General features: G+C 58.4%; 20 protein-coding genes. 18 read left to right on the top strand and 2 right to left on the bottom strand.

Annotation, left to right across the window (positions count from 1 at the left end; genetic code table 11):
* Nucleotides 1-221: 221 nt before the first annotated feature.
* From ACRTGH_RS02965 to ACRTGH_RS02895, 15 genes are all read left to right on the top strand, one after another.
* On the top strand, nt 222-2,162 hold the full coding sequence (locus ACRTGH_RS02965; RefSeq protein ID WP_488657294.1) for a penicillin-binding protein: 1,941 nt from the start codon (nt 222-224) through the stop codon (nt 2,160-2,162).
* A gap of 63 nt (nt 2,163-2,225) precedes the next feature.
* Nucleotides 2,226-3,932 carry a two-component system response regulator gene (locus ACRTGH_RS02960; protein WP_368846952.1) on the top strand — a complete coding sequence of 569 codons (1,707 nt, stop codon included), beginning with the start codon at nt 2,226-2,228 and terminating at the stop codon, nt 3,930-3,932.
* Nucleotides 3,933-4,038: 106 nt separating this feature from the next.
* Nucleotides 4,039-5,154 (top strand): aldose epimerase family protein, encoded by a 1,116-nt coding sequence (locus ACRTGH_RS02955; RefSeq protein WP_368846953.1) that lies wholly within the window; start codon nt 4,039-4,041, stop codon nt 5,152-5,154.
* Nucleotides 5,155-5,230: 76 nt separating this feature from the next.
* The gene (locus ACRTGH_RS02950; protein WP_368846954.1) at nt 5,231-5,980 is read left to right on the top strand and encodes a thiamine phosphate synthase; all 750 of its coding nucleotides are present in this window, start codon (nt 5,231-5,233) and stop codon (nt 5,978-5,980) included.
* 170 nt (nt 5,981-6,150) lie between these two features.
* Nucleotides 6,151-6,504, top strand: coding sequence for an NADH-quinone oxidoreductase subunit A (locus ACRTGH_RS02945; RefSeq protein WP_368846955.1), 354 nt, complete (start codon nt 6,151-6,153; stop codon nt 6,502-6,504).
* Nucleotides 6,495-7,004 (top strand): NADH-quinone oxidoreductase subunit B, encoded by a 510-nt coding sequence (locus ACRTGH_RS02940; protein ID WP_368846956.1) that lies wholly within the window; start codon nt 6,495-6,497, stop codon nt 7,002-7,004. The genes ACRTGH_RS02945 and ACRTGH_RS02940 overlap by 10 nt, the downstream gene beginning before the upstream one ends.
* Nucleotides 7,001-7,501, top strand: a complete 501-nt coding sequence (locus tag ACRTGH_RS02935) for an NADH-quinone oxidoreductase subunit C (RefSeq protein WP_368846957.1) — start codon at nt 7,001-7,003, stop codon at nt 7,499-7,501. Before ACRTGH_RS02940 ends, ACRTGH_RS02935 begins: the two co-directional genes overlap by 4 nt.
* Nucleotides 7,474-8,571, top strand: a complete 1,098-nt coding sequence (locus ACRTGH_RS02930) for an NADH-quinone oxidoreductase subunit D (RefSeq protein WP_368846958.1) — start codon at nt 7,474-7,476, stop codon at nt 8,569-8,571. Before ACRTGH_RS02935 ends, ACRTGH_RS02930 begins: the two co-directional genes overlap by 28 nt.
* 13 nt (nt 8,572-8,584) lie before the next feature.
* Nucleotides 8,585-9,622, top strand: coding sequence for an NADH-quinone oxidoreductase subunit NuoH (gene nuoH, locus ACRTGH_RS02925; protein WP_368846959.1), 1,038 nt, complete (start codon nt 8,585-8,587; stop codon nt 9,620-9,622).
* 49 nt (nt 9,623-9,671) lie between these two features.
* Complete coding sequence (locus tag ACRTGH_RS02920) at nt 9,672-10,067, top strand: 4Fe-4S binding protein (protein ID WP_438474609.1); 396 nt, start codon at nt 9,672-9,674, stop codon at nt 10,065-10,067.
* The gene (locus tag ACRTGH_RS02915) at nt 10,060-10,563 is read left to right on the top strand and encodes an NADH-quinone oxidoreductase subunit J family protein (protein ID WP_368846961.1); all 504 of its coding nucleotides are present in this window, start codon (nt 10,060-10,062) and stop codon (nt 10,561-10,563) included. The genes ACRTGH_RS02920 and ACRTGH_RS02915 overlap by 8 nt, the downstream gene beginning before the upstream one ends.
* Entirely contained in the window at nt 10,560-10,871 is a 312-nt protein-coding gene (nuoK, locus tag ACRTGH_RS02910; RefSeq protein ID WP_368846962.1) for an NADH-quinone oxidoreductase subunit NuoK, read from the top strand. Before ACRTGH_RS02915 ends, nuoK begins: the two co-directional genes overlap by 4 nt.
* 11 nt (nt 10,872-10,882) lie before the next feature.
* A complete protein-coding gene (gene nuoL, locus ACRTGH_RS02905; protein WP_368846963.1) occupies nt 10,883-12,784 on the top strand; it encodes an NADH-quinone oxidoreductase subunit L in 1,902 nt (633 codons plus the stop codon).
* Complete coding sequence (locus tag ACRTGH_RS02900) at nt 12,784-14,316, top strand: complex I subunit 4 family protein (protein ID WP_368846964.1); 1,533 nt, start codon at nt 12,784-12,786, stop codon at nt 14,314-14,316. The genes nuoL and ACRTGH_RS02900 overlap by 1 nt, the downstream gene beginning before the upstream one ends.
* A 2-nt stretch (nt 14,317-14,318) precedes the next feature.
* Nucleotides 14,319-15,740 (top strand): NADH-quinone oxidoreductase subunit N, encoded by a 1,422-nt coding sequence (locus ACRTGH_RS02895; RefSeq protein WP_368846965.1) that lies wholly within the window; start codon nt 14,319-14,321, stop codon nt 15,738-15,740.
* A gap of 80 nt (nt 15,741-15,820) precedes the next feature.
* On the opposite strand, the gene ACRTGH_RS02890 is transcribed toward ACRTGH_RS02895, so the two are convergent.
* Both ACRTGH_RS02890 and ACRTGH_RS02885 read right to left on the bottom strand, forming a co-directional pair.
* Entirely contained in the window at nt 15,821-16,708 is an 888-nt protein-coding gene (locus ACRTGH_RS02890) for a PRC-barrel domain-containing protein (RefSeq protein WP_368846966.1), read from the bottom strand.
* A gap of 52 nt (nt 16,709-16,760) precedes the next feature.
* Nucleotides 16,761-18,896: a Yip1 family protein gene (locus ACRTGH_RS02885; RefSeq protein ID WP_368846967.1), complete on the bottom strand. Its 2,136-nt coding sequence runs from the start codon at nt 18,894-18,896 to the stop codon at nt 16,761-16,763.
* A 372-nt stretch (nt 18,897-19,268) separates the two neighbouring features.
* Between ACRTGH_RS02885 and ACRTGH_RS02880 the strand changes: the two genes are divergently transcribed.
* The 3 genes from ACRTGH_RS02880 to ACRTGH_RS02870 all read left to right on the top strand — a co-directional run bounded on the left by ACRTGH_RS02880 (nt 19,269) and on the right by ACRTGH_RS02870 (nt 23,003).
* Nucleotides 19,269-19,535 carry an HPr family phosphocarrier protein gene (locus tag ACRTGH_RS02880; RefSeq protein WP_368846968.1) on the top strand — a complete coding sequence of 89 codons (267 nt, stop codon included), beginning with the start codon at nt 19,269-19,271 and terminating at the stop codon, nt 19,533-19,535.
* Nucleotides 19,536-19,711: 176 nt separating this feature from the next.
* Nucleotides 19,712-21,421, top strand: a complete 1,710-nt coding sequence (gene ptsP / locus ACRTGH_RS02875; RefSeq protein ID WP_368846969.1) for a phosphoenolpyruvate--protein phosphotransferase — start codon at nt 19,712-19,714, stop codon at nt 21,419-21,421.
* 88 nt (nt 21,422-21,509) lie between these two features.
* Nucleotides 21,510-23,003, top strand: coding sequence for a hypothetical protein (locus tag ACRTGH_RS02870; protein WP_368846970.1), 1,494 nt, complete (start codon nt 21,510-21,512; stop codon nt 23,001-23,003).
* Nucleotides 23,004-23,232: the final 229 nt, after the last annotated feature.

The following is a 23,232-nucleotide window of genomic DNA, read 5'->3' as shown; positions in this document are numbered from 1 at the left end:
ACAGGCAGGATGCTTCCAACGACGATGGTGGGAACCGGGGGTGGGGAAGGATGTGATTTGGGACGCTTTGGTGTCCCTTATTTTTTGTGCCTGTGCTATAATAAGTATAATAAGGTGAATAAAAGTTCAATGTATATACGCAAGGAGTTTTTGCTTTGAATGTGAACCGTAAGGCGGAACGGGTCGAGAAGCGTCGGCGGCGGGTGCGGGATAATGTGCAGATGACGGTACTCTTGGTGCTCGTCGGTTTTTTCGTAGTCCTTTGCCGCTATGGCTGGGTGCAGATCGTCAAGGGCGCGGAAATGGCGGAGCGCGTGCGCCTGCAGTCGGGGGAGGAGAGGCTCCTGCAGTCGCCGCGCGGCAGAATTCTCGACGCGAACGGCAAGGAATTGGCTGTATCGATGATGACGAAGTCGCTTTTCGTCGATCCGAGCCATGTGAAGGATGAGGAAGCCTTGGCGGCTGATCTTGCGCCTATCGTGCAGCTTCCTGTGGAGGAGATTCTTGAGGATATCGACCAGGGCGGCGGTTTTGTCTGGGTGAAGCGCCGCATGGAGCCGGAGCAGTCGGATGCCGTAAAGCAGCTGATGCGTGAGAAGTCGTATGGAGACTGTCTTGGTTTCCGTGACGAGGCGAAGCGCTATTATCCGAACGATGTGCTTGCAGCGAATGTCCTGGGCTTTGTCGGTACGGACGACAAGGGGCTTGACGGCATAGAGCAGCAGTTTGATGCTGTGATCAAGGGGGTGGCGGAGGAGAGCTTCGTCCTGACGGATATGAAGAGCCGCCCGATCCTGGATTCGCTTTTCCGGCACGATGCGTATACAGGAGACCGCTGCAAGACGGTGACGCTGACGATCGACAGCAGCATACAGTTTATCGTGGAGCAGGAGCTGGATCGGGCGATGGCGATGAATGCGCCGCAGCATGCGACAGCCATTGTCATGGATCCGAAGACGGGCAATATCCTGGCGCTTGCGATGCGTCCTTCGTACAATCCGAATGAGTTTGGCAAGTATGGCAGCGATACGTGGAAAAATCTGGCCGTATCTTCGATTTACGAGCCGGGTTCGACGTTTAAGTCAGTTGTGGCGGGGGCGGCGCTTGAAGAGAAAATCGTCACGCCGAACCAGCTTTTTGTCGATCCGGGTTATGTCATGGTTTCAGGCCGCCGCATTCAGAATTGGAACGGTGAAAGCTTCGGCACGGTGACGTTTACGGATGTCGTGAAGAATTCCCTGAATACGGGCTTTGCACTTGTCGGGCTCGATCTAGGCGCACAAAGGCTCACGAAGTATGCGAAGCTTTTCGGCTTTGGCTCGCCGACGGGGGTGGAGCTGCCGGCGGAGGAAAGTGGCATTCTGTTTGCTCCGGAAGATATGCGTGATTCGGATATGGCAACGATGGCGATCGGCCAGAGCATCGCTGTGACGCCGCTGCAGCTTGCTGCAGCGATGGCGGCGATTGCAAACGACGGCGTCCTGCTGAAGCCGCATATCGTGAAATCCATTGAGAATGCGGACGGCTCGCTGTACCTTGAGACAAAGCGCGATGAGGTGCGCCGTGTGCTGCAGTCGGCGACGGCCAAGACGCTCGTCGGACTCTTGGAGCAGGTTGTCGCCTCAGGCGGCGGGCAGAAGGCGCAGGTCAAGGGTTACCGCATCGGCGGCAAGACGGGTACGGCGCAGAAGATACGTCCGAACGGCGCGGGCTATATGGACGGGCATTACATCGCATCGTTCTGCGGCTTTGCTCCTGTCGACGATCCGCGCATCGTCGTGCTCGTCATCTTGGACGATCCGGCGGGCGGCAATTTCTATGGCGGGCAGATTGCGGCGCCTGTTGCGGGCTCCATCTTTGCACAGATTTTCCGCTATATGCATATCGAGCCTTCGAGCGATCCGTTCCTTGAGATGGATGAAAAGCGCGCACAGAAACCGCAGCCGCCGAAAAAACAGCCGAAGATGCCGAAGAATGTGCCGAGCGGCAAGGTTGTTGTGCCTGACCTTGAAGGCATGACGATTCGTGAGGTGGCGGAAAAGCTCGCCGAGATCGGTGTGACGCTCGAGGCGGAGGGGTCGGGGCGTGCGACGTACCAGAGTGCGCCTCCTTACAGCGTCGTTGATCCGGGTGCAGTGGTGACGGTGGTGTTTTCTCCATAAGTTATGGTAAACGATTCTAAGGGGAAACACAGTTCAGATCGTGTAATAGGAGAAAGGGATTCCATGGAAAAGAAACCTGTCATGCTCGTGGCCGATGATGTGGAGATCAATCGAGCGATCCTCACGCAGTTTTTTAAAAATGATTATTTTATCCTCGAGGCAGCAAGCGGCGAGGAGACGCTGGCGACTGTTGCAGCCCATGCCGTGGATGTCATTCTGCTCGATCTTGTGATGCCCGGTATGGACAGCTTCGATGTGCTCGCGTCGCTGAAGCGCAATGGGCAGTATGCAGATATTCCCGTCATCGTGACGACGGCCCGCAACGAGCGCGAGGTGGAAGTGCGCGCCATGGAGATGGGGGCGGCGGATTTTATCACGAAGCCTTACGACCCGACGATCGTGCGATGCCGTGTGAAAAATGTCATGGCGCGCATGGAGAACGAATGGCGAAAGCTCGAACAGGCGGCGCGCGAGAGGCAGATCCTCGAGATGCGCCATTACATTGAGATTGACGCACTGACAGGCATATACAACCGCGAGGCGTTTTACGAAAAGACCGTGGCGCTCCTGCAGGAGAATCCGCAGAGGCAGTATGATATTCTTTATTTCGATATCAACTGCTTCAAGATTATCAACGATTTGTTCCATGTCGAGACGGGCAATCTGATTCTCAAGACGGCGGGGACGTATTTCAAGACCATTACGGAAGGCATCGGCACCTGCGGACGCATGGAGGCGGACCATTTCGCCGTCTGTATGCCGGAGGATACGCTGGATCTCGATGTCTTTCTTGAGGGCATAGACAATGCGATTTTCTCGCTCGGAATAAAGAACAACATCCTTTTCTATGTAGGCATATATCCGGTGGATAACGTTTTCCTGCCTGTCGACCAGATGTGCGACCGCGCCCGTATGGCGCTGAATACGGTCAAGGGGCATTATAAGAAGCGCTATGCCTATTATGATGCGAAGATGCGTGAAAAGTTCCTAGAGGAGCAGATGATGCTGCGGGAGATGGAATTGGCTCTTGCCGAAGGACAGTTCTGCGTCTACTATCAGCCGATCTATAGTGCGAAGGAAAATCGTGCTGTGAGCGCCGAGGCTCTTGTGCGCTGGAAGCATCCGACCGCCGGCGTTATCTCGCCGGGACGCTTCGTGCCGCTGTTTGAGCGCAACGGCTTTGTCGTGCGTCTCGATCGCTTTGCTTGGGAACAGGTTTGCCGGATGCTTTCGGAGCGCCGCAGCAAGGGACGTCCTCTTATACCTGTTTCGGTCAATGTCTCGCGGCTGAATTTCTATGATACGGATTTTTGCGATACCATCGTGGGGCTTCTGGACAAGTATGATCTGCCGCCGTCCCTCCTGCGTCTTGAGATCACGGAATCGGCCTATACGGACAATCCCGTGCAGCTCCTCGGCGCTTTGCGGAAATTGCAGGATGTCGGGCTCAAGGTGCTGATGGACGATTTCGGCAGCGGCTATAGTTCGCTCAATCTGCTGAAGAATGTGACGGTCGATATTCTGAAAATAGACATGGTCTTCGTGCAGGATCTCGAGGGTTCGCAGCGCGCGCCTGTCATTCTGCGCCGCGTCGTCGAGATGGCGCACGATCTCCGCATGGGTGTCGTGGTCGAGGGGGTCGAGACGAAGGCGCAGGTCGATTTTCTCGTGGGCATCGGCTGCGATACGATACAGGGGTATTATTTTTCAAAACCGCTGTCCGGGAAGGATTTTTTGGCACTGGTGGAGAAAGAAACAGGGAAGCAGTAACGCTTGGCAATCGGGCGGTGTTTTTGTGCCCGTGTGCCGCAGAGGTATTGGGGGAATGCCGCAGGGGCGGCGCTTTCCCGTGTGATTCGAGAGACGGGTGTGGCAGATGGCGAAGATAACGAAAGAAGCATTTGGTGAGCTCAAGGACGGCAGGAAGATCACGCTGTACACGCTTGAAAACAGCCGGGGGGCAAGGCTCTCCGTCATGGATTACGGCGCGCGCCTGCAGTCACTTGTTGTGCCGGACAGGGACGGCAAGGGCATTGATGTGGCGCTCGGGTATGACAATATCGCAAGTTATGAGGCGGATGACAAGTACCTTGGCGCTGTTCTGGGCCGTTCGGCGGGGCGCATCGCTTTCGGCGATTTGCAGCTGGAGAGCGGGACGTATGTGCTCGAGTGCAACGAGGGAAGGAACCATTTGCATGGTGGTGATTTCGGCGGCTATGCCAAAAAGACATGGACGGCGGAGGAAAAGGGCGGCGAGCTGACGCTGCACTATATGAGTCCCGCCGGCGAGGGCGGCTATCCGGGCGATCTGAAGGTTGCTGTGACATATGGGCTTTCGGAAAAAAACGAGCTTGTGATTCGTTACGAGGCCGTCGCGAACGGCGACACGATCTGCAATCTTTCGCAGCATACGTATTTCAATCTGGAAGGTTTCAGTTCGGGTTCGGTGCTTGACCAGAAGATACGGATTTTCGCCGCGAAGTATACGCCGACGGACAATGAGTCGATTCCCGATGGGCGCATCCTGCTCGTTGAGGGAACGCCGCTTGATTTCAGCGAGCCGACGGAGATCGGGGCGCGCATTGATGCGCCGTTCAGCCAGATGCGTTGGGCGGGCGGCTACGACCACAATTTTGCGCTCGACAAGACGCCGGCAGCCGAGGAGGCGAAGGCGCTCGGTCTTGGCACGGACTCCGGCTGCCCGGTTGATTACAGCAGGCTGCATAAGATGGCGTATGCCGTTTCGGACAAGACGGGCATCGAGCTGCACTCTTATACGACGCAGCCGGGGGTGCAGTTCTACACGGGAAATTATCTCGACGGCGTCCTGCGCGGCAAGGCCGGGACGGTATTCGGCCCGCGGGCGGGCTTTACGCTGGAGGCGCAGTATTATCCCGATGCGGTGCATCATATGAATTTTGAGCAGCCGCTCCTGCGCTCAGGAGATACGTGGACTGCTGAGACGGTCTATGCTTTTGGCGTGAAGGAATAGGGATGTTGAGCCGTGCGGCCTCTTGCTGGGCCGCGCGGCTTTTTTATCGGAAGCTTTTTATGGGGAGAGAGTCTTTATGAATTGGGACGCGGCGGGGAGCCATGCAGGAGGGCAGGGAGCCGGCCGGCGCGAGGCGTTGGATGTGTCCGCCTATCTCGTTGTGGGGCCGGACGATACGCGGGGGCGGTCTGCTGCATCGGTTGTCGCTGCGGCCGTGCGCGCAGGCTTCACGGCTGTGCAGCTGCGTGCAAAGCGGCAGGAGGCGCGCGAGCAGCTGGCGCTTTTGGCGGCAATGGCGCGTGCGATCGGGGAGGCGGGAGGTGCAGGGCGCGTGGCGCTTCTGGTCGACGACCGGCTCGATGTGGCTCTCGCGGCGCGCGCTATGGGTCTGCCCGTTGCAGGCGTTCATGTGGGACAAAAGGATGTACCTGCGCATATCTGCCGGCAGTTTCTCGGCAGGGAAGCCGTTGTCGGACTTTCAGCGCATCCAGCGGATCTGCCGCATCTCGCAGCGGAGGATATCGAAGCCGCCGATTACATCGGCACGGGGCCGCTTTATCGGACGGCGTCGAAACCCGATGCAGGTTTCGATGCCGACGGCCGCTTTGAAGCGCGCAGTCTCGGGGAGATTGCGGCGTTTACGAAGGCGGCGCCGCGCCCCGTGATCGTCGGCGGCGGGCTCCGAGCCGCGGATCTTCCTGCCGTGCGGCGGACGGGGGCGGCGGGCTTTTTCACGATCTCGGCCGTGGCGGGCGCAGAGGAGCCGGAAAAGGCAGCGCGCGCGATGCTGGCGGCGTGGAATGAGGCGGAGGGAGCCGGAATATAGGCGCCGCTTCATTCACCAACCTCTTTGCAGGAAGGGCTTATGCCCTGGTTTTGCTTGTTGTGACAGTATTTTTTCTCACTTGACAGTGAAAAGCAAAAAAATTATACTAATAATTATCACGACTTATCGAATCATAACTATAAGCTATCATATAACAAGGGGGAGTTTCTATGGGAGAATACGGCGGACTCGGGCTTTTTCTCGTCGTGGCGATCGCTTTTCCGTTTATGGTGCTCGTGCCGGCACGCATCCTGCAGCCGCGTCAGCCGACGCCGGAGAAGCAGAAGCCGTATGAGTGCGGCGTCGATACGGTCGGATCGAGCGATGTGCAGTACCATGTCGGCTACTTCCGCTACGCGCTCGCCTTCCTCCTCTTCGACGTCGAGGCGGTGTTTCTCTATCCTTGGGCGGTTTCTTTTGAGCGCCTCGGCCTTTTTGCGTTTTTGGAAATGTTTGTCTTTATGGGAATACTGGCGCTTGGTCTTTGGTATGCGTGGAAGAAGGGGGATCTCGCATGGAAGTAGTGGATCTCGTCCCTGCATCGCTCAGGGAGAATGTGATCGTGACCTCGGTCGATGCGGTGTTCAAATGGGCGCGCTCGCGCTCGATCTGGCCGCTCGCCTCGGGCCTTGCTTGCTGTTCCATCGAGATGATGGCGACGGCGGCATCGCGCTTTGATCTCGCACGTTTCGGTTACGAAGTCTTTCGCGCGTGTCCGAGGCAGTCGGATCTCTTGATCGTTGCGGGAACCTTGACTTGGAAAATGACGCCGCCCCTCATCCGTCTCTACGAGGAGATGCCTGAGCCGAAGTTCGTCATTGCGATGGGCAACTGCAACATCCACGGCGGCCCTTTCACGGATTCCTACGCGACGGTCAAGTGCCTTGACGAGGTGCTGCCCGTCGATCTATACCTGCCGGGCTGCCCGCCGCGTCCCGAGGCTCTGATCGATGCGATGATCAAGCTGCGCGATAAGATTCAGCACCCGGAACGTGCGAAGCGAGCGGGGGGTGAGGCGCGATGAGGACGACGGCATATTTTTCCAAGGAACGTCTTGAAAAGCTTGTCGCCGTTTTTCCTAAGGCGACTTTCGACGCAGAGGCCGAAGAGCCTGCGTTTGTCGTCGCGGCGGCGGATTTTCCCGCCGTGCTGCGCACGCTGAAGGAAAAGGAAGGCTTCGATCGTCTCGGCAACCTCACGGCAGTCGATTGGAAGGACCATATCGAGATGGTCTACCATCTATATAATATGGAAGAGAATGTAAAACTCGAGGTGAAAGTCGCGCTTGAAAGTGTAGCGCCCGTCATCGAGTCGGCGACGGCGCTCTATCCCGGTGCGGAGTTCGAGGAGCGCGAGGTCTACGATCTCATGGGCGTGGAGTTCCTCCACCATCCCGATCTGCGGCGCATTCTGATGCCGGACAACTATCCGGCGCATCCTTTGCGCAAGGATTTCATCGCACCGGAGCCGAAGCTGGAGGGAGGTAAGCTTGTATGGCTGAAAAAAGCACCTACGTCTTAAACATGGGGCCGCAGCACCCGAGTACGCACGGCGTGCTGCAGGTCGAGCTGGAGCTTTCGGGCGAGCGCATTGAGCGCGCGAAGCCGATCCTCGGCTACCTTCACCGCGGCATTGAAAAGCTCATGGAGTCGCGCACGTATGCGCAGTGTCTGCCTTATACGGACAAGCTCGATTACGTTTCTTCGATGAACAACAACCTCGCCTGGTGTACGGCGGTGGAGAAGCTCGCGGGCATTCGCCCGCCGCTTCGCGCCGAATATCTGCGCGTCATCGCGGCAGAGCTCAACCGCATTGCGAGCCATCTCATCTTTATCGGTACGCTCCTCAACGATCTCGGGGCGGCGACGGCTTTCGTCTATGCTTTCCGCGACCGCGAGAAGGTGCTCGATCTCTTCGACCTTATTTGCGGCGCCCGCATGTCGACGAGTTACATCCGCCTGGGCGGCGTTGCTTACGATGCGACGCCGGAGTTCATCGAAAAGACGCAGGAGTTCCTCGACTATGTACCGGCGATGCTCGACGAGTACGATCGCCTGATCACAGGCAACGAAATCTTTTATGCGCGTATGAAGGGCGTTTCGCCCATGACGGCGGAGGAAGCGAAGACGCTCTCTCTTTCGGGTGCGAACCTGCGTGCGACGGGCGTCGCCTACGATATCCGGCGCGTCGAGCCGTACAGCGTCTACGACCGCCTCGACTTCGAGATTCCCGTCGGCACGCTTGGTGACGATTGGGATCGCTACGAGGTGCGTCTCAAGGAGATCGGCGAGAGTGCGAAGATCATCCGCCAAGCCTTGAAGGAGATGCCTGAAGGTTCGTGCCGCAAGGTCGTTTCGCCGAACCTTCGCCCGCCGAAGGGATCGGTTTACCATCGCGTGGAGAACACGCGCGGCGAGCTCGGTTTCTACATCGTGAGCGACGGGACGGCGAAGCCCTATCGCGTTCACATCCGGCGCCCCTCCTTCATCAATTTGCAGGCGCTCGATCCCTTGTGCCGCGGAGCGCTGATCGCCGATTCCGTTGTCGTCTATTCGACGCTCGACCCGCTGATGGGCGAGGTCGACTGCTGAGGGAGGTGGAACGATGGAAACGGGTATCGTCTATGCTTATATCAATGAACTGCGCCTGTTTTTGACGGGGGCGCTTGGCGATGCTTTTCTCGCCGAGGTCGTCATGACGCTTCTCGGCATCGCCGTTCTCTTGATGGTCGTCATGAATGCGGCGCTCATCTTTACCTTCGGCGAGCGCAAGGTCTGCGCTTTCATCCAGGTGCGTCTGGGGCCGAACCGCGTGGGACCGGGCGGTCTTCTGCAGCCGGTGGCGGACGCCTTGAAGCTCCTGGGCAAGGAGGACATCATGCCGAACGGCGCCGACCGCATCCTCTGGAGTTTGTCACCGATTTTCGTCTTTGTGCCGGCGGCTCTGCTCTACGCCTTTTATCCCTTTGATGCGGGCGTGGTTTTCGCCGATGTGAACATCGGTCTTTTTCTCCTGCTCGCCATTTCGGCGCAGGCGGTTCTGCCGTTCTTCATGGGCGGTTTCGCTTCGAACAGCAAGTACGGCCTTATCGGCTCGATGCGTGCCGTCGCGCAGCTTCTGACGTATGAACTGCCGCTCGGCTTCGCGCTCATGGGCGTCGTCATGCTGGCCGGCTCCTTGGATATGAGCCGCATCGTCGAGGCGCAGGCGGACTGCTGGTATATCTTCAAGCAGCCGCTCGCTTTTCTCGTCGTATTCATCTGCATGATTGCCGAGAGCAACCGCCCGCCGTTCAACCTCCTCGAGGGTGAGTCGGAGATCATCGCCGGCCCCTTCACGGAGTACAGCGGCATGCGCTGGGCGCTCTTCTTCCTTGCTGAGTTCGCGAACCTCCTTTCCATCGCGATTCTCGTGACGACGCTCTTCTTGGGCGGCTGGCAGGGTCCTGCGTTCTTGCCGGGAATCTTCTGGTTCTTCCTCAAGGCATTCATCATGATCGTCGTCTTCCAATGGGTCGGCTGGACCTTTCCGCGCTTTCGCATCGATCACCAGATCGCTTTCGGCTGGAAGCTTCTCCTGCCTGCGGCGATGCTGAACGTCCTTCTGACAGGCATCGGCATGATGCTCTGGCAGATGTTTTAGAGCGGAAGCAATTCGGCGAAAGGAGTGAGGAACTTTGTGGGGCAAAGGATTGGGTAAAGGCCTGGGTGTGACATGGGGTCACCTCTGGGGGAAGAAGGAAACCGTTTCCTATCCCGAGGAAAAGATTCCGATGACCGAACGCTTCCGCGGCGGGCATCTGGTGATGGAAACGGAGAAGTGCATCTCGTGCCGTCTCTGTGCGATGAGCTGTCCGAATGCGGCGCTCGATTTGCACATCGTGACGGACGAGGCGAAGAAACGCCATATGGCGGAGTATTGGCACGATATCGGACGCTGCATCTACTGCGGCATCTGCGTCGAGGTCTGCCCGACGAAAGCGATTTCTTGGGACAGAGATTTTGCGATTGCGTCGTATTTCAAGGAAGATATGAGATACGATGCAGTAGCGGAGGAAAAGGAGAAAGGGGGCGAGCCGCATGAGTGAATTTCTGGACGCGGGGGTGTTCTACCTCCTGGCAGCGGTCACGGTCGCAGGGGCTTTTGGCGTCGTTCTGGCGAGAAAGCTTGTGCATGCGGCGCTTCTCCTGACGGTCACGTTCATCGGCGTTGCGTGTCTTTATTTCAAGCTCGGTGCGGACTTTCTCGGCGCGGCGCAGCTCATGATTTATGCGGGCGGCGTCGCCGTGCTCATCGTGCTCGGCGTGATGCTCACGCGTCATGCGCCCGGTGAGGAGACGAGCCCGGACAACGCGCGCTGGTTTGCCGCGCCCGTTGCGGCCGCACTGTTTTTCTCCGTCGTTTTTTCCGCCGTCTACCTGACGCCGTTTGCAGAGGTGGCGCAAAGCTCCGCCGGCAGCACGATCGAGGCAATCGCGGACCTCATGCTCGGCGAATATGTGATGACCTTCGAGCTGGCGGCGACGCTTCTTCTGGCGGCGCTTGTCGGAGCGATTGTTTTGGCAAAGGAGGAAGGACAATGAGCGTAGGTCTCCTTCATTATCTCGTATTGGCGGCAATCCTCTTTTCCATCGGTCTTTTCGGACTCATACAAAAGAGAAATCTCATCGTCGTCCTCATGAGCGTCGAGCTCATGCTGAACGCGGCGAATTTGAATCTCGTCGCCTTCAATCGCTTTCTCCCGGTGGAGGCTCTTGAGGGACAGCTTCTCGCTGTCTTTTCCATGATGGTCGGCGCGGCGGAAATTGCCGTAGGGTTAGCGCTCGCTTTCCGCATCTACCATGACAGCCATACGATTTCGCTCGATGCGCTGCAGCGCATGAAAGGCTAGGGGGTGGCATGATGTTTTCCTCTTTCGCCTTGAGTCACGCTTGGCTTATTCCGCTCCTGCCGGGGCTTGCCTTCATCGCCGCAGGCTTTTTGCGCGCCCTGCCGCGCCTTGCGGCGGCGATTGCAGTCGCGGCCATCGCTGCCAGCTTCGCGCTTTCGGGCGGTGTCATCGCTGCGGTACTGACGACGCCGATCACGGTTGAGGCGCCGCATGTTGCGAAGCTTACATGGGTGATGGTCGGCAATCTCGTCTTGGAGATGGGCATCCTCGTCGATCCCATCACGGCGATGATGCTCTTCGTCGTCACGACGGTTTCCCTCTTCGTCGAGATTTATTCCGTCGGCTATATGAAGGGCGATCCCGGAATGGGACGATTCTTCTCGTTCATCTCGCTCTTCGTCGCGTCGATGCTTGGGCTCGTACTGGCCTCGAACTTCCTGCAGCTCTACGTATTCTGGGAAGGCGTCGGGCTCTGCTCGTATCTCTTGATTGGCTTCTACTACCAGCGCGTGTCGGCGCGCGAGGCGGCGAAGAAGGCGTTCATCACGACGCGCGTCGGTGACTTCGGCCTGCTCTTGGGCATCCTGCTGCTGCAGATTCATTTCGGCACGCTCGATTTTCTGGCGCTTCGGACGCTCGTGCCTCTTGAGGCACTGACGCTGGGCACGGTGTTTCTGACCGTTGCGGGGTTCCTCGTATTCATCGGCCCGATCGGAAAATCCGGCCAATTCCCGCTGCACGTCTGGCTGCCCGATGCGATGGAAGGCCCGACGCCCGTTTCCGCCTTGATTCATGCGGCGACGATGGTCGTCGCGGGCGTCTATCTCGTCGCGCGCGCCTATTTCATCTTTGCGGCTTCGCCGTTTCTCATGGATCTCATCGCCTGGGTCGGCGGCTTCACGGCGATTTTTGCCGCGAGCATCGCTTTGACGCAGCGTGAGATCAAGCGTATCCTCGCTTACTCTACGGTCAGCCAGCTCGGCTACATGATGCTCGCGCTCGGCGTCGGTTCGCTGACGGCCTCGATGTTCCATCTCATGACGCACGCCTTCTTCAAGGCGCTCTTGTTCCTGTCAGCGGGCGCTGTCATGCATGCGCTTTCCGACGAGGCCGATATCTTCCGCATGGGCGGTCTTTGGAAGAAGATGCCTTGGACCTTTGCGGCGATGGCCATAGGCGTGCTCGCTATTACGGGGCTGCCGCCTTTCGCGGGTTTCTTCTCGAAGGATGAGATCCTCTTTGCGGCTGCCGAGGTGTCAACGCCGCTCTACATCCTCGCGACCGTCACCGCCTTTATGACAGCGCTTTACATGGCGCGTCTGCTCTTCGTCGCCTTTATGGGCAAGTGCCGTACGGGCACGGCGTACCATGCGCACGAAGCAGGCTGGTGGATGCGCCTGCCGCTCGTCGTTCTTTCGGCTCTTGCCGTTACGAGCGGTGCGCTCGGGCATCACTGGGGCTTTGGCGCCTGGGTTTACTTTGGAAAACCGGAAGCAGGCGCCATCGACATGCAGGTGGCGGTGCTTTCCACCGTGCTGACGCTTCTGGCCTTTGCGCTTGCCTGGCTCATCTATGTGCGGCAGACGGTTTCATCGGATGTGCTGGCGGAAAAGTTCGGCCTTCTGTATACCTTGAGCTACCATAAGTTCTATATCGATGAGATCTATGCGGGATTCCGCAGGGTCTTTGTCGATGGTTTCGGCAAGCTCTGCTATTGGATTGATATCTATATCGTCGATGGTGTTGTGAATACGCTCGGTCTTCTCGTACGCTTTATGAGCGGCGTCCTGTCCTTCTTTGAATCGGGGCAGACGCAGTTTTATGCGACGGTGCTGATTCTCGGCGCGGTTCTGCTCGCGCTTCTGGGCGTTTATTATGCAGGCGGCATCGCCTTCGTGGGAGGTGGCTTCTGATGGACTTTCCCGTGTTGTCGGTCATCCTGCTCACGCCTTTGGCAGCGGCGCTTTTGCTGTGTCTCCTGAACCGCGGGGCGCGCTCGGCCATACGCATCGTAGCGGCGGCCGCTATGGCGTTTTCTTTCGGGCTCTCTGTTTGGGCGTATTTCGGCTACGACCTTGCGGCGGGCGGCATGCAGTATACGGAGCGCGTGCCGTGGATCACCGATCTCGGCGTTTCCTACGCGCTCGGCGTCGACGGCATCTCGCTGCCGCTGCTCCTCTTGACGGAGCTCATCGGCATCTCGGCTGTCTTTTCCTCGTGGCATGTAAAGGAACGCTCGAAGGAATTCTTCATCCTGCTGCTCGTGCTGATTGCGGGCGTTACAGGAACCTTCGTCGCCAACGACCTCTTCATCTTCCTCTTGTGCTACGAGGTCGTCGTCATCCCGATCTATATCCTCGTCATTCTTTTCGGTTCGACGAAGCGCGTGACGAAGGAATATGCGGGCATGAAGCTCACGATCTATCTGCTGATCGGTTCGGCGTTCCTGCTCGTCGGCGTCGTCTGCCTCTACCTTATGGCATTCCCCGCAGGCAGCCGAACTTTCGATATGCAGATACTGGCTCTCGCTGCGCAGGCGGGGCACTTCAGCCCGATCTTCCAGATCGGTGCGTTCCTCTTGCTCCTGATCGGCTTCGGCTCTCTGCTCTCGATGTTCCCGTTCCACAGCTGGTCGCCCGACGGCTACGCCGGCGCACCGACGGCTGTGTCGATGATTCATGCGGGCGTTCTGAAGAAGATCGGCGGCTACGGTCTCATTCGCATCGGGTTGCTCGTGCTGCCCGTGGGTGCAAAGTTCTGGGCGCCGTTGATCGCGTTCCTCGCGATGTGCAACGTGCTCTATGCCGCCTACATCGCGCTTGTGCAGAAGGATTTGAAGTACGTCGTCGGTTACTCGTCCGTGTCGCACATGGGCTATGTGCTCCTGGGCTTTGCGGCGCTGAATGTCGTCAGCGTCTCGGGCGCGGTCGCCAACATGGTGGCGCACGGCGTGATGAGCGCGCTCTTCTTCGCGATGATCGGCTTCATCTATGAAAAGACGCATCTTCGCACGGTCGACGATCTCAAGGGGCTGGCCTACCAGATGCCTCGCCTGGCGACGGGCTTCATGCTCGCGGGCATGGCGTCCCTGGGTCTGCCGGGGCTCATCGGCTTCGTGCCCGAGTTCACGATCTTCGTCGGCGTCTTTGCCGCGTTCCCGCTTCTCGCGGTGCTCGCGATTGCCGGCATCATCTTCACGGCGCTCTATGTGCTGCGCCTGCTTGCCAAAGTGCTCTTCGGCCCGGCGGACAAGAAGTTCGACGCCTATCGCGATATGCATGGCGCGGAGCTTATGCCGCTCGTCCTCTTGGGCACGGCGCTCGTGGGCTTCGGCGTGTTCCCGCAGCTCCTCATGGGGCTGATTTCGACGGGGACGGAGCCGCTGCAGCCAATGCTTGACCAGTTGAGCCAGATCGAGATCCGTTTCTTTTTAGGGGGGAACTGAGCATGGATTTTTCAGCAATCGGCATCGAACTCGGTCTCCTCGCGCTTGCTCTGCTCTTCTTGGCGATGGGCGTGCTGCTGCCGAAGGAGGAGCCGCGCACGAGCCTTACCGCGATCGCGGTCGTCGCGCTTTTGGCGCTCTTCGGCTACGGCTTTTCCTTCTACCACAGCGGCGAGGACGCTGCGTTCTATGCGGGGCTTTACCTCGTGGACAATTACGCCGTGTTCTTCAAACAGCTTTTCCTCTTGAGCTCGGCACTCGTCGTGCTGTTTTCGGGCGATTACGTCGAAAAGCTTCTGCGTTCGCGCGCGGAGTTTTACGCGATCCTCGTCTTCGCTGTGCTCGGCATGTGCGTCATGGCGTCGGCGAACGACTTCCTCACGATGTACGTCGGGCTTGAGCTCATGACGATTTCTTTCTATGTGTTCGTAGGTCTCAGGCAGCGCGATGCGCTTTCGAGCGAAGCGGCGATCAAGTACCTCGTTCTGGGTGCGGCGGCGTCCGGCATCCTTTTCTTCGGCGTCAGTCTCGTCTACGGCGCGGCGGGCAGTCTGCGCTTTGCCCTGGTCGCCGACAGCCTGCGGCTCTTTACGCCGCTCGGCATCGTGGGCATGGCGCTCGTCTTTGCAGGATTGTTCTTCAAGCTGTCGATGATTCCGTTCCACATGTGGGCGCCTGATGTCTACGAGGGCGCACCTGCGCCTGTGGCGGCGCTTCTCGCCATGGGATCGAAGGCGGCGGCGTTCGCCGTGCTCCTGCGGCTCGTCTTGGCCGTATTTCCGCCCTTGGGCGGCGCATGGCTCTCGCTTCTGGCGGTTCTCGCCGCCGTCTCGATGATCGGCGGCAACATCATGGCTGTCGTGCAGGACGACGTGAAGCGTATGCTCGCTTACTCTTCCATCGCACAGGTCGGTTACATGCTCGTCGGCGTTGTCGCAGCGGATGCGGCAGGCATGAAAGCGCTGCTCTTTTATACGGCGCTTTACGCTTTTGCCAATATCGGCGCTTTTGCCGTTCTGACCGCTGTCGAGGCGCAGCGCGGCAAACCGGATATGGCAAATGTCGCGGGACTTGCCAAGGCGGCGCCTGTGCTTGCCGCCGTCATGACCATCTCTCTCCTGTCGATGGCGGGCATACCGCCGACAGCGGGTTTCGCGGGCAAGCTCTACCTCTTCACGGCTGTCGTCGATCAGGGAGAACTCTGGCTCGCTTTTGTCGGCTTCATCATGTCGATGATTTCCGTCTACTATTACCTGCTCGTCGTCAAGGCGATGTACCTCGGCGAAGGCCCGAAACAGCCCGTGAAGGTCTCCGGCGCGCTGCGCGCCTGCGTGCTCGTGAGCGTCGCGCTGACGCTCGTCTTCGGCGTTTATCCCGAGCCGCTGGCGAATCTCACAAATTTCGTGGCGGCGACATTCTTCTAAGGGCTCGGACGACATACGAAAAGGAACCGCCCCTGCGGCATAGCCGCAGGGGCGGTTCCTTTTCGTATGTCCGGAGTTTGTTACTGCACGTTCATGGAAAGCTCGATGATCTTGTTCGCGAGCTTTGCTTTTTGCAGCACTTCTTCGGTGATGTCGGCACCGGCTTCGACGATGACTACGCCGGTGTCGGTTGAGATCGTGCGCGATGCTTTCTTGCCAAGGAGGAAGCGGCGATGCCTATCCTCGGTCGCCTTTGCTGCGGCCTTTTCAGCGGCATCCTCAGGGTCAGCCGCAGGCTCCGGAATCGGTTCGGGTTCTGCCTCGATGGCAGGCTCTTGAACCGGCGGTTCCTCGACGGCAGGCGCAGGCTCGGGCTCGGGCGTCGGCTCAAAGTCTGCGGTCTCGTGGGCAGTCTCCGGTTCGACAGGGGCGGACGGCTCCTCGTACGCCGGCTCCGCAGCAGGTTCGGCTGCAGCGGGCATCACGTCAGATGTTTTTTTTTCTAGGCTGCCGCCGTCGATGACAGTGACTTGCTTGCCGAAGATGGAAATCTCGTCGGCTGCGATATCGTTCGTCGTGCCGTCCGGCGTCGTAATCTCACACTGGACGACCTTGCCGTCGTCTCCAACGTAGATTTCGGTGACAGAGCCCTGGATCGTGCCGGCTTTCGTGATGGCCTTTGTGCCGATGATGCGGACGTTCTCGTCGAGAAGGTTTTCGAAATCGACGGCATCCTCGAGCGTCAGGATGTTTTCACTGTTCGTGATGGTGACGGCATCCTCGCCGACGGCGATGACGGAATCGTAGGGCAGGAGCTTTACGCCGCGATACCAGTCGTCATCTTCAATCGTGATGGCGGCAACCGCGCCGTTCTTTGCGTCGATGAGCAAGGTCTTGCTCATGCCGAGCTCACGCCCTTCGGTGATGCTGATGACCGGCAAGCCAAGAATCTGTGTACTTTTCTTCATAGATCGTTCCCCCTGTGATGTAAATGTAAATGATTACCCTTCAAGATACCTTTTATGTTTCATGGGCCTTCTGGAAAGCACTCTCAATTTCACTTAAGATTTCGGGAGGTATTTCGGCAAAAGGCGTTCCGGCAATATCGTGTTTGTGCAAAATATGGTCAACGGTGTGCAGGTAGTCGGCATTGCGTTGGAATTCCTCCTGCATGGCCTCGCTTCTTGCCGCCGCCGGCAGGTCGCGCGCTGTTTTGTACGTCTCGCTCGCGTTGCCGTAATCGCCGGTCTCTTTGTAGGTGTTGCCGAGATTGATGGCGATGAAAGGCGCGTAGTCGTCGTCCCAGTAGAGGCCGAGCGCCTGTTTGTAGGCGAAGATGGCGCGTCTGTGCTGTCGGTTTCTTGCCTGCTCTTCGGCATAGTCGAGATAGTCGTCCATGGTATGGAGGCGGCTGACAGCCTGTGTGAGCTCCTTGAGTTCTTCACGGGCGCGTTGGCGTTCCTCTTCCGAGGGCGGTGCGGCGGGCTCGAGGTCGAGGTCCTCGCCGCTGTCTGCATCCGGGGCATCGGCTTCGGATATTTCAGGCGTTTCGACAGGCAGCTCTTCCCTTTCATCCGGGCTGGCTTCTGTCTCTTCTGCGGCGGGAAGGTCCGGCTCTTCCTCGGCGAAGCCGCCGGTTTCTTCCGGCAGGACTTCGTCCTCTTCGGCAGGCGTTTCCCACAAGGGTTCTTCCGATGCGTCCGCCTCGGAAGCATCAAGCTCTGCGGCGGCGTATTCCTCTTCCTCTGCCGTTTCGTCCGGGACGGCTTCGTCTGCGAAGTACGAGGCCTCTTCCGGCTCGGTTTCTTCGACCGAATCTGCCGTTTCGTTGGATTCGCCTTCTTCGGCGGCGTATGCCGCTTCGTCTGGCTCGGGTTCTTCGGCAAGGTATGCCGCTTCGTCCGATTCGGTTTCGGCGGGAGCAGGTTCTGTTCCGTATTCGTCTGCTGCAGCGGCCTCATCGAAGAATTCCTCTTCAGGTTCGTCCGCTTCCGGAGATGCTTCGTCAAAGCCGTCTGCCGTATCCTCGAGCGCATACGCCTCGTCAGTTTCGGCAGGGGGAGCGGCTGTGTCCGCCCCTTCCGGCGAGAGATTTTCGTCGGCGCCGTCCGCTGCAGCAGACGCTTCGCTGAACGATGCTTCGTCTTCTGCTGCAGGGAATTCCTCTTCCGGCTCGTATGGCTCCGGAGGGGCTGCCTCATATTCTTCGAGGGCTTCTTCCGGCGCTTCTTCAAAGACCGTGCCTTCCGTTTCCTCTGCTTCTGCAGCCGGCTCTGCAAGATCGATTTCTTCGCCGGAAGGATCTTCCGCTGTGGATTCCTCCCAGACCGCCTCGGGCTCCGCGTATTCTTCATCAAAGGAAGCGGGAGCGTCTTCGGTCTCTGCCGCTTCGGCGGGGAGATCGGCTGTCGGCTCAGGCGGCGCTTCTTCCTCTGCCGTCTCGTCAAAGGGCGGTGGTGGTTGTTCTTCTTCCGTGTCGACCGCTCCGAACAGCGGGTTTACCGTGTCGGTGAAGGTGACGCCCGGGAGCTCGGCGGTGATTTTCTGCATGATGGCCGTGGTCGACGCATCGTCGGAATCTTGGCGCTGCGCTGCATAGGCCTCTTCCCAGTAAGCTTCTTCGGGTTCGGCGGCGGAAATCGCCTCTTCGTCTGCCGTTTCCTCTGCCAAGCCGTCGGGAGTGAAATCTGCTTCTTCCGTCGGGAGCGCTGACTGCGCCGCTTCCTGTTCCGCGTCTTCGGGAATTTCTTCCGGAGGTGCGGCGTCTTCTTCCTCTTTTTCGGCTTCGAGCGTCTCTTTGGCGGACGTTTCTTTTGTGTCTGCTGCAGGCGGAGCCTCCCCGGCTTCCCCAGGCGGTGCTTCCTCGCCGTGGATGGCGGCCATGGCGGCCGCGAGACGGCGCTCACGATGGAGGAGATAGGCGTTGTAGAACGTGACCAAAAGCGATGTCGCGAGTACGAAAATGAGGATCAGCCAGTAGTGCATCGGCGTCAGGAACGATGAGATATTGAGCGCCGCGAAGTTCACGAGAAAGGCCATGGCTGCACAGAGCAACAAAGACTTATACTTGATTTTGCAGCCAAAAAAATTTGCGGCTTTATGAAGCACAAGAATGCTCACGGCCATGATAGCTGCAGCGAGCAGGAAAAACGTCAATACCTATCACCACGCTTTTTTATCAGTGTCTTTCCGCGCGCGGCCTTGCAGGCCGGCGCAGGGTGCAGGGATGCTTGCAGAACCCCTGACATTAGCTATTTCGACGTATTTGCCTGAAATCCTTCCTTTTTCTTAAAAAAACTGATGTGGCAGAAAATCCTTCGCGGCGCAGCGATGCGTCTTCTTTGCTGCAGGGATTTTCCAGCAAAAAGTGCAGGGGTGTTTCCCGGAGAAGAAAAATCAAGTATAATTAGGAAGAAAGCAGCGGATGCTGCAAAAAAAGTTTTGCGCCCAAAAGGGGAAATCCCCGCCGACGGCGAATAACTTAGAGGAACAATGTCTGGAGAAATGCAACCTGAAGGAGAGATTCAAATGACAGAAGCAACATTGACCATCGAGAACAAGACAGGAATCCATGCGCGCCCGGCTTCCGTTTTTGTGCAGACCGCAGCGAAGTTCAAGTCCAAGGTGCAGGTGCAGGCCAAGGGGAAGACGGCCGATGCGAAGAGCATCCTCATGCTGATGAGCCTCGGCCTTTCCAAGGGTACGGAGATCACGATTTCGGCGGACGGCCCGGACGAGGCCGAGGCCGTAGCGGCGCTCAAGGAACTCATCGAGACGAAGTTCGGCGAGGAGTAAGAAGAGCACGTTCCGGGAGTGCAGATTCGGCTGACGGGCCGATGTTTTCCGGAAACTGGTCCGGGGCGCGGCTTTTTGCGCCCCGGACTGCCTTTTTTCGGTGCGGACGCCGGAGGGGGACGCATCGCTGGAATGGATGAAATGTTTGCAAAGCGATGGAATGGGGGATGAAAGGTATGGCAGAAGGTTTGCGCGGCAAGGGGGTCATTGCCGGTATCGCGGTGGGCAGGATCATGATGGCTGGACAGAATATCGACGGCTATCTCAAGGGTTACCAGCCCGGCAACAAGGATATCGAAAACCAGAAGATCAAGGATGCCGTCAAGGCTGTTGTCGCTGTGCTGCAGGAAAATATCAAGACGCTGCAGGCAAAGAATATGGTGGAGCAGGCGGCTATTCTTGAAGCGCATCGCATGCTCGCCCAGGATCCGATGATGGAAGAGACGATGCATACGAAGGTCGAGGAATTGGCCAATGCCCCGTTGGCTGTCCTGGACACGGCCAAGGAGCAGGCGGCGATCTTCGAGCAGATGGATGACGCTTATTTCCGTGAGCGCGCGACGGATATCCGCGATGTCGGCAAGCGCATCGCCAAGTACATCCTCGGCGTCAAGGAGCCGGAAATCGGCGATGATCCCGTCATTCTCTGCGGTCATGAGATCGAGCCGTCCGTCATCGCCAACATCCCGACGGACAAGATCGCGGGCGTGGTTTTGGGGCAGGGCAGTACGACGTGCCATGCTGTCATCATTGCCAAGGCGCGCGCGATTCCGACGGTCGTCGGCATCGGCGAGCGGCTCGGGGAGATTCCCGACAGCGCCCTCGTCATCATCGACGGCGAGCGCGGCGACATCCTCGTGCGCCCCGATGAGATGACGTTGACGGACTACCGCGAGAAGATCAAGCAGCAGGAGGAGCGCAAGGCGTACTACGCCGAGCTTGCGCCTCTGCCTGCCGTCACGAGGGACGGCGTACGCGTCGAGCTCTGCGCCAACATCGGCAACCATATGGACGTCGATGCGGCGCTCACTTACGGTGCGGAGGGCGTCGGACTCTTCCGCTCCGAATTCGTATTCATGGGACGTCAGGATATTCCGACGGAAGAAGATCAGTTCAAGGCATACAAGGAAGCGGTAGAGAAATGCGACGGCAAGATCTGCGTGATCCGCACGATGGACATCGGCGGCGACAAGCCTTTGCCCTATCTCAACATCCCGCCGGAGGACAACCCGTTCCTCGGCTACCGCGCGCTTCGCATCAGCCTGCAGAGAAGGGATCTCTTCCTGCCGCAGCTCAAGGCGATCCTGCGTGCCGGCGTCTACGGCAAGGCGGCCATCATGGCGCCGATGGTCATCAACGTCGCCGAGTTCAAGAAAGTCCTCGATTTCGTCGAGGAGGCGAAGCTCGAGCTTTCGCATGAGGGCAAGGCCTTCTCCGAGAACGTGCAGGTCGGCATCATGGTCGAGACTCCGGCAGCCGCCATCATGACGCCCGAACTTGCGAAATATGTCGACTTCTTCAGCATCGGCACGAACGACCTCGTGCAGTACACGCTCGCTGTCGATCGGGGAAATTCGAGCATTTCCTATCTCTACAATCATTTCAATCCGGCTGTTCTGCGCCTCATCCAGCGCACGGCGCAGGCCGCGAAAGACAACGGGATATGGTGCGGCATGTGCGGCGAGATGGCTTCCGATCCTTTGGCGGCTGTCCTTTTGCTGGCGATGGGGCTGTCTGAGCTCAGCATGAGCGCCCCGTCGATTCCGCGCGTCAAGGAAAAGATCCGTTCCGTTTCTTCCGTGCAGGCCAAGGAGCTTTTGGCCGATGTGATGAAGATGGAGGACGGCGAGGAGATCAAGGCGTATCTCCAGAAGGTTCTTGCCTGAGACGCCGCTGCATCTGTGCAAGGCATGGCCTGTCGCTGCGCTTGGCGCAGCGGCAGGCTCTTCGTTTTGAAGAAAAGGAGGCGACGTCATGCGCTTGCCGCTCGTATCGCACTTGCCGCGGCCGCAGGGCAGACGGCAAAAAGTTTTGTACGGCCTAGCGATTTTTGCCGTTCTCGCAGTGCTCTTTCTTTTTGCCGACCTCTTTTTTCTGAGCCGCAGCGCCGCATTGATCTTCAACCATGCGATGGCGGATCAGACGATGCTGCGCGGTACGGTGACGGTGGAGCGCCTCCATGCGAACGTGCTGGGACAGGTGCGCTTCGAAAATCTTGAGTGGCGAGATCCTGAGGGCGGCCTCATCCTCGCCGTGCCGCGCGGCAGTTTCCGCGCACGCGCCTACGATGTCCTGACGGGCAATTTGAAATCGACGACGATCCAGGAGCTGACGCTCGACGGTGCTGTGCTCTCCCTGGCTTTCGACGATGATATGAAGCTCGATTTCCTGCGCCATTCTCCTGCGCTTGACGCCGCAGAAGAAGCGGCGCTCGAAAAAAAGGAGCGGGAAGAAAAAGAGCGCTCGACGATGGGCAGCGCGGAGCGCGAGAACATGAGCGAGGCAGAGCTCAAGGTTCGCGGCGAAGCCGCGCGCGAAGAGCGTGCTGAGGTGCTGCGCCGCCGCCTGCGCAATTTCGACCGCGAGGGGAAGAAACTGCGGCTGAAGCTTACGCTCAAAAATTGCCGCGGGGAGCTTTTTTACCGCCGCCGTCATTACCTCCTGCAGGGCATGGAGGTTCACGCGGACATCAATACGTCGAAGGATGTCGGGGTCAAGGGTTCTGTCGTGGGACTCGGCGGTACGATGGCGGGAAACGGCGTCACGCTCAACGGCAGTGTGAATATGCGCGAGGCGGTGCCGACGGCAGATCTTTCGGTTCTCGTCAGCGAGGTCGATCCGGGTTCCTTGGATATCGGCATGAAGATGCGCGACAAGATGACGCTTGCCGTCCGCTTCACGGGCCCGCTGGATAATCTCGAGGGGGACGGCGTCGTGCGCATAAAGAGCCTCAATCTGCCGGGCATTCCCTTCAAGAACGTCGTGGGCAACGTCCGCTGGCAGGGGGCGCGGCTTGACTTCACGAATGTTACGGCCGATGTCTTCGGCGGCAAGTTCGCGGCGCACGGCGATTACGATCTCGACACGCGCTATTGGCATCTCTACGGCCACGGCGAAGGTCTCGAGGCGACCAAAGGATTTCCGCACGCGATGCTAGACTGCAAGGTGGCGCTCGATATCACGATAAGTTCCACGGGCAATTCACGCCGCACGGAGTATAAGGGATCCTTTTATTCCGGACCCGGCACATATCGCTACATCGTTCCCTTCCAGAGCCTTTCGGGCAGTTTTGACAGCGCCTGGCGCGACCTCAAATTCGGCGATGCGGTCATTGATTTCGGCGATGGTTATATCGTCCGCACCGATGCTATACGGAAGAAAGACGGAGAGCTGACGATCGCCCCGATTGAATTTTATGATGCGCAGGGACCGCGCGCGTCCTTTGTCTGGGAGAAAAAGAAAAAATAGCTGCAGGAAGCGGCCCGTATTGTGCGGGCCGCTTTTTTGCCGCTTTTTATTTAAGGGATAAAAAGAGCTGTGGGAAAATCATTTCTTTTTCAGAAGGGTTTTAGAAAACGCCGGCGAATACTGTATACACTGAGAAAGGCCCCAAGGCCTGTTGCTGTCTTTAGGCAAGAGAGAACGCGAATAAAAGAGAGGCTTTCCGAAAAAATCCGAAAAATTTTTATTGCCTATT

The sequence above is a fragment of the Selenomonas oralis genome (genome assembly GCF_051603425.1).
GTDB classification, from domain to species: domain Bacteria; phylum Bacillota; class Negativicutes; order Selenomonadales; family Selenomonadaceae; genus Selenomonas; species Selenomonas sputigena_A.
Note: the sequence above shows the minus strand (reverse complement) of the source record. Positions and strands in the feature narration are given on the sequence as shown.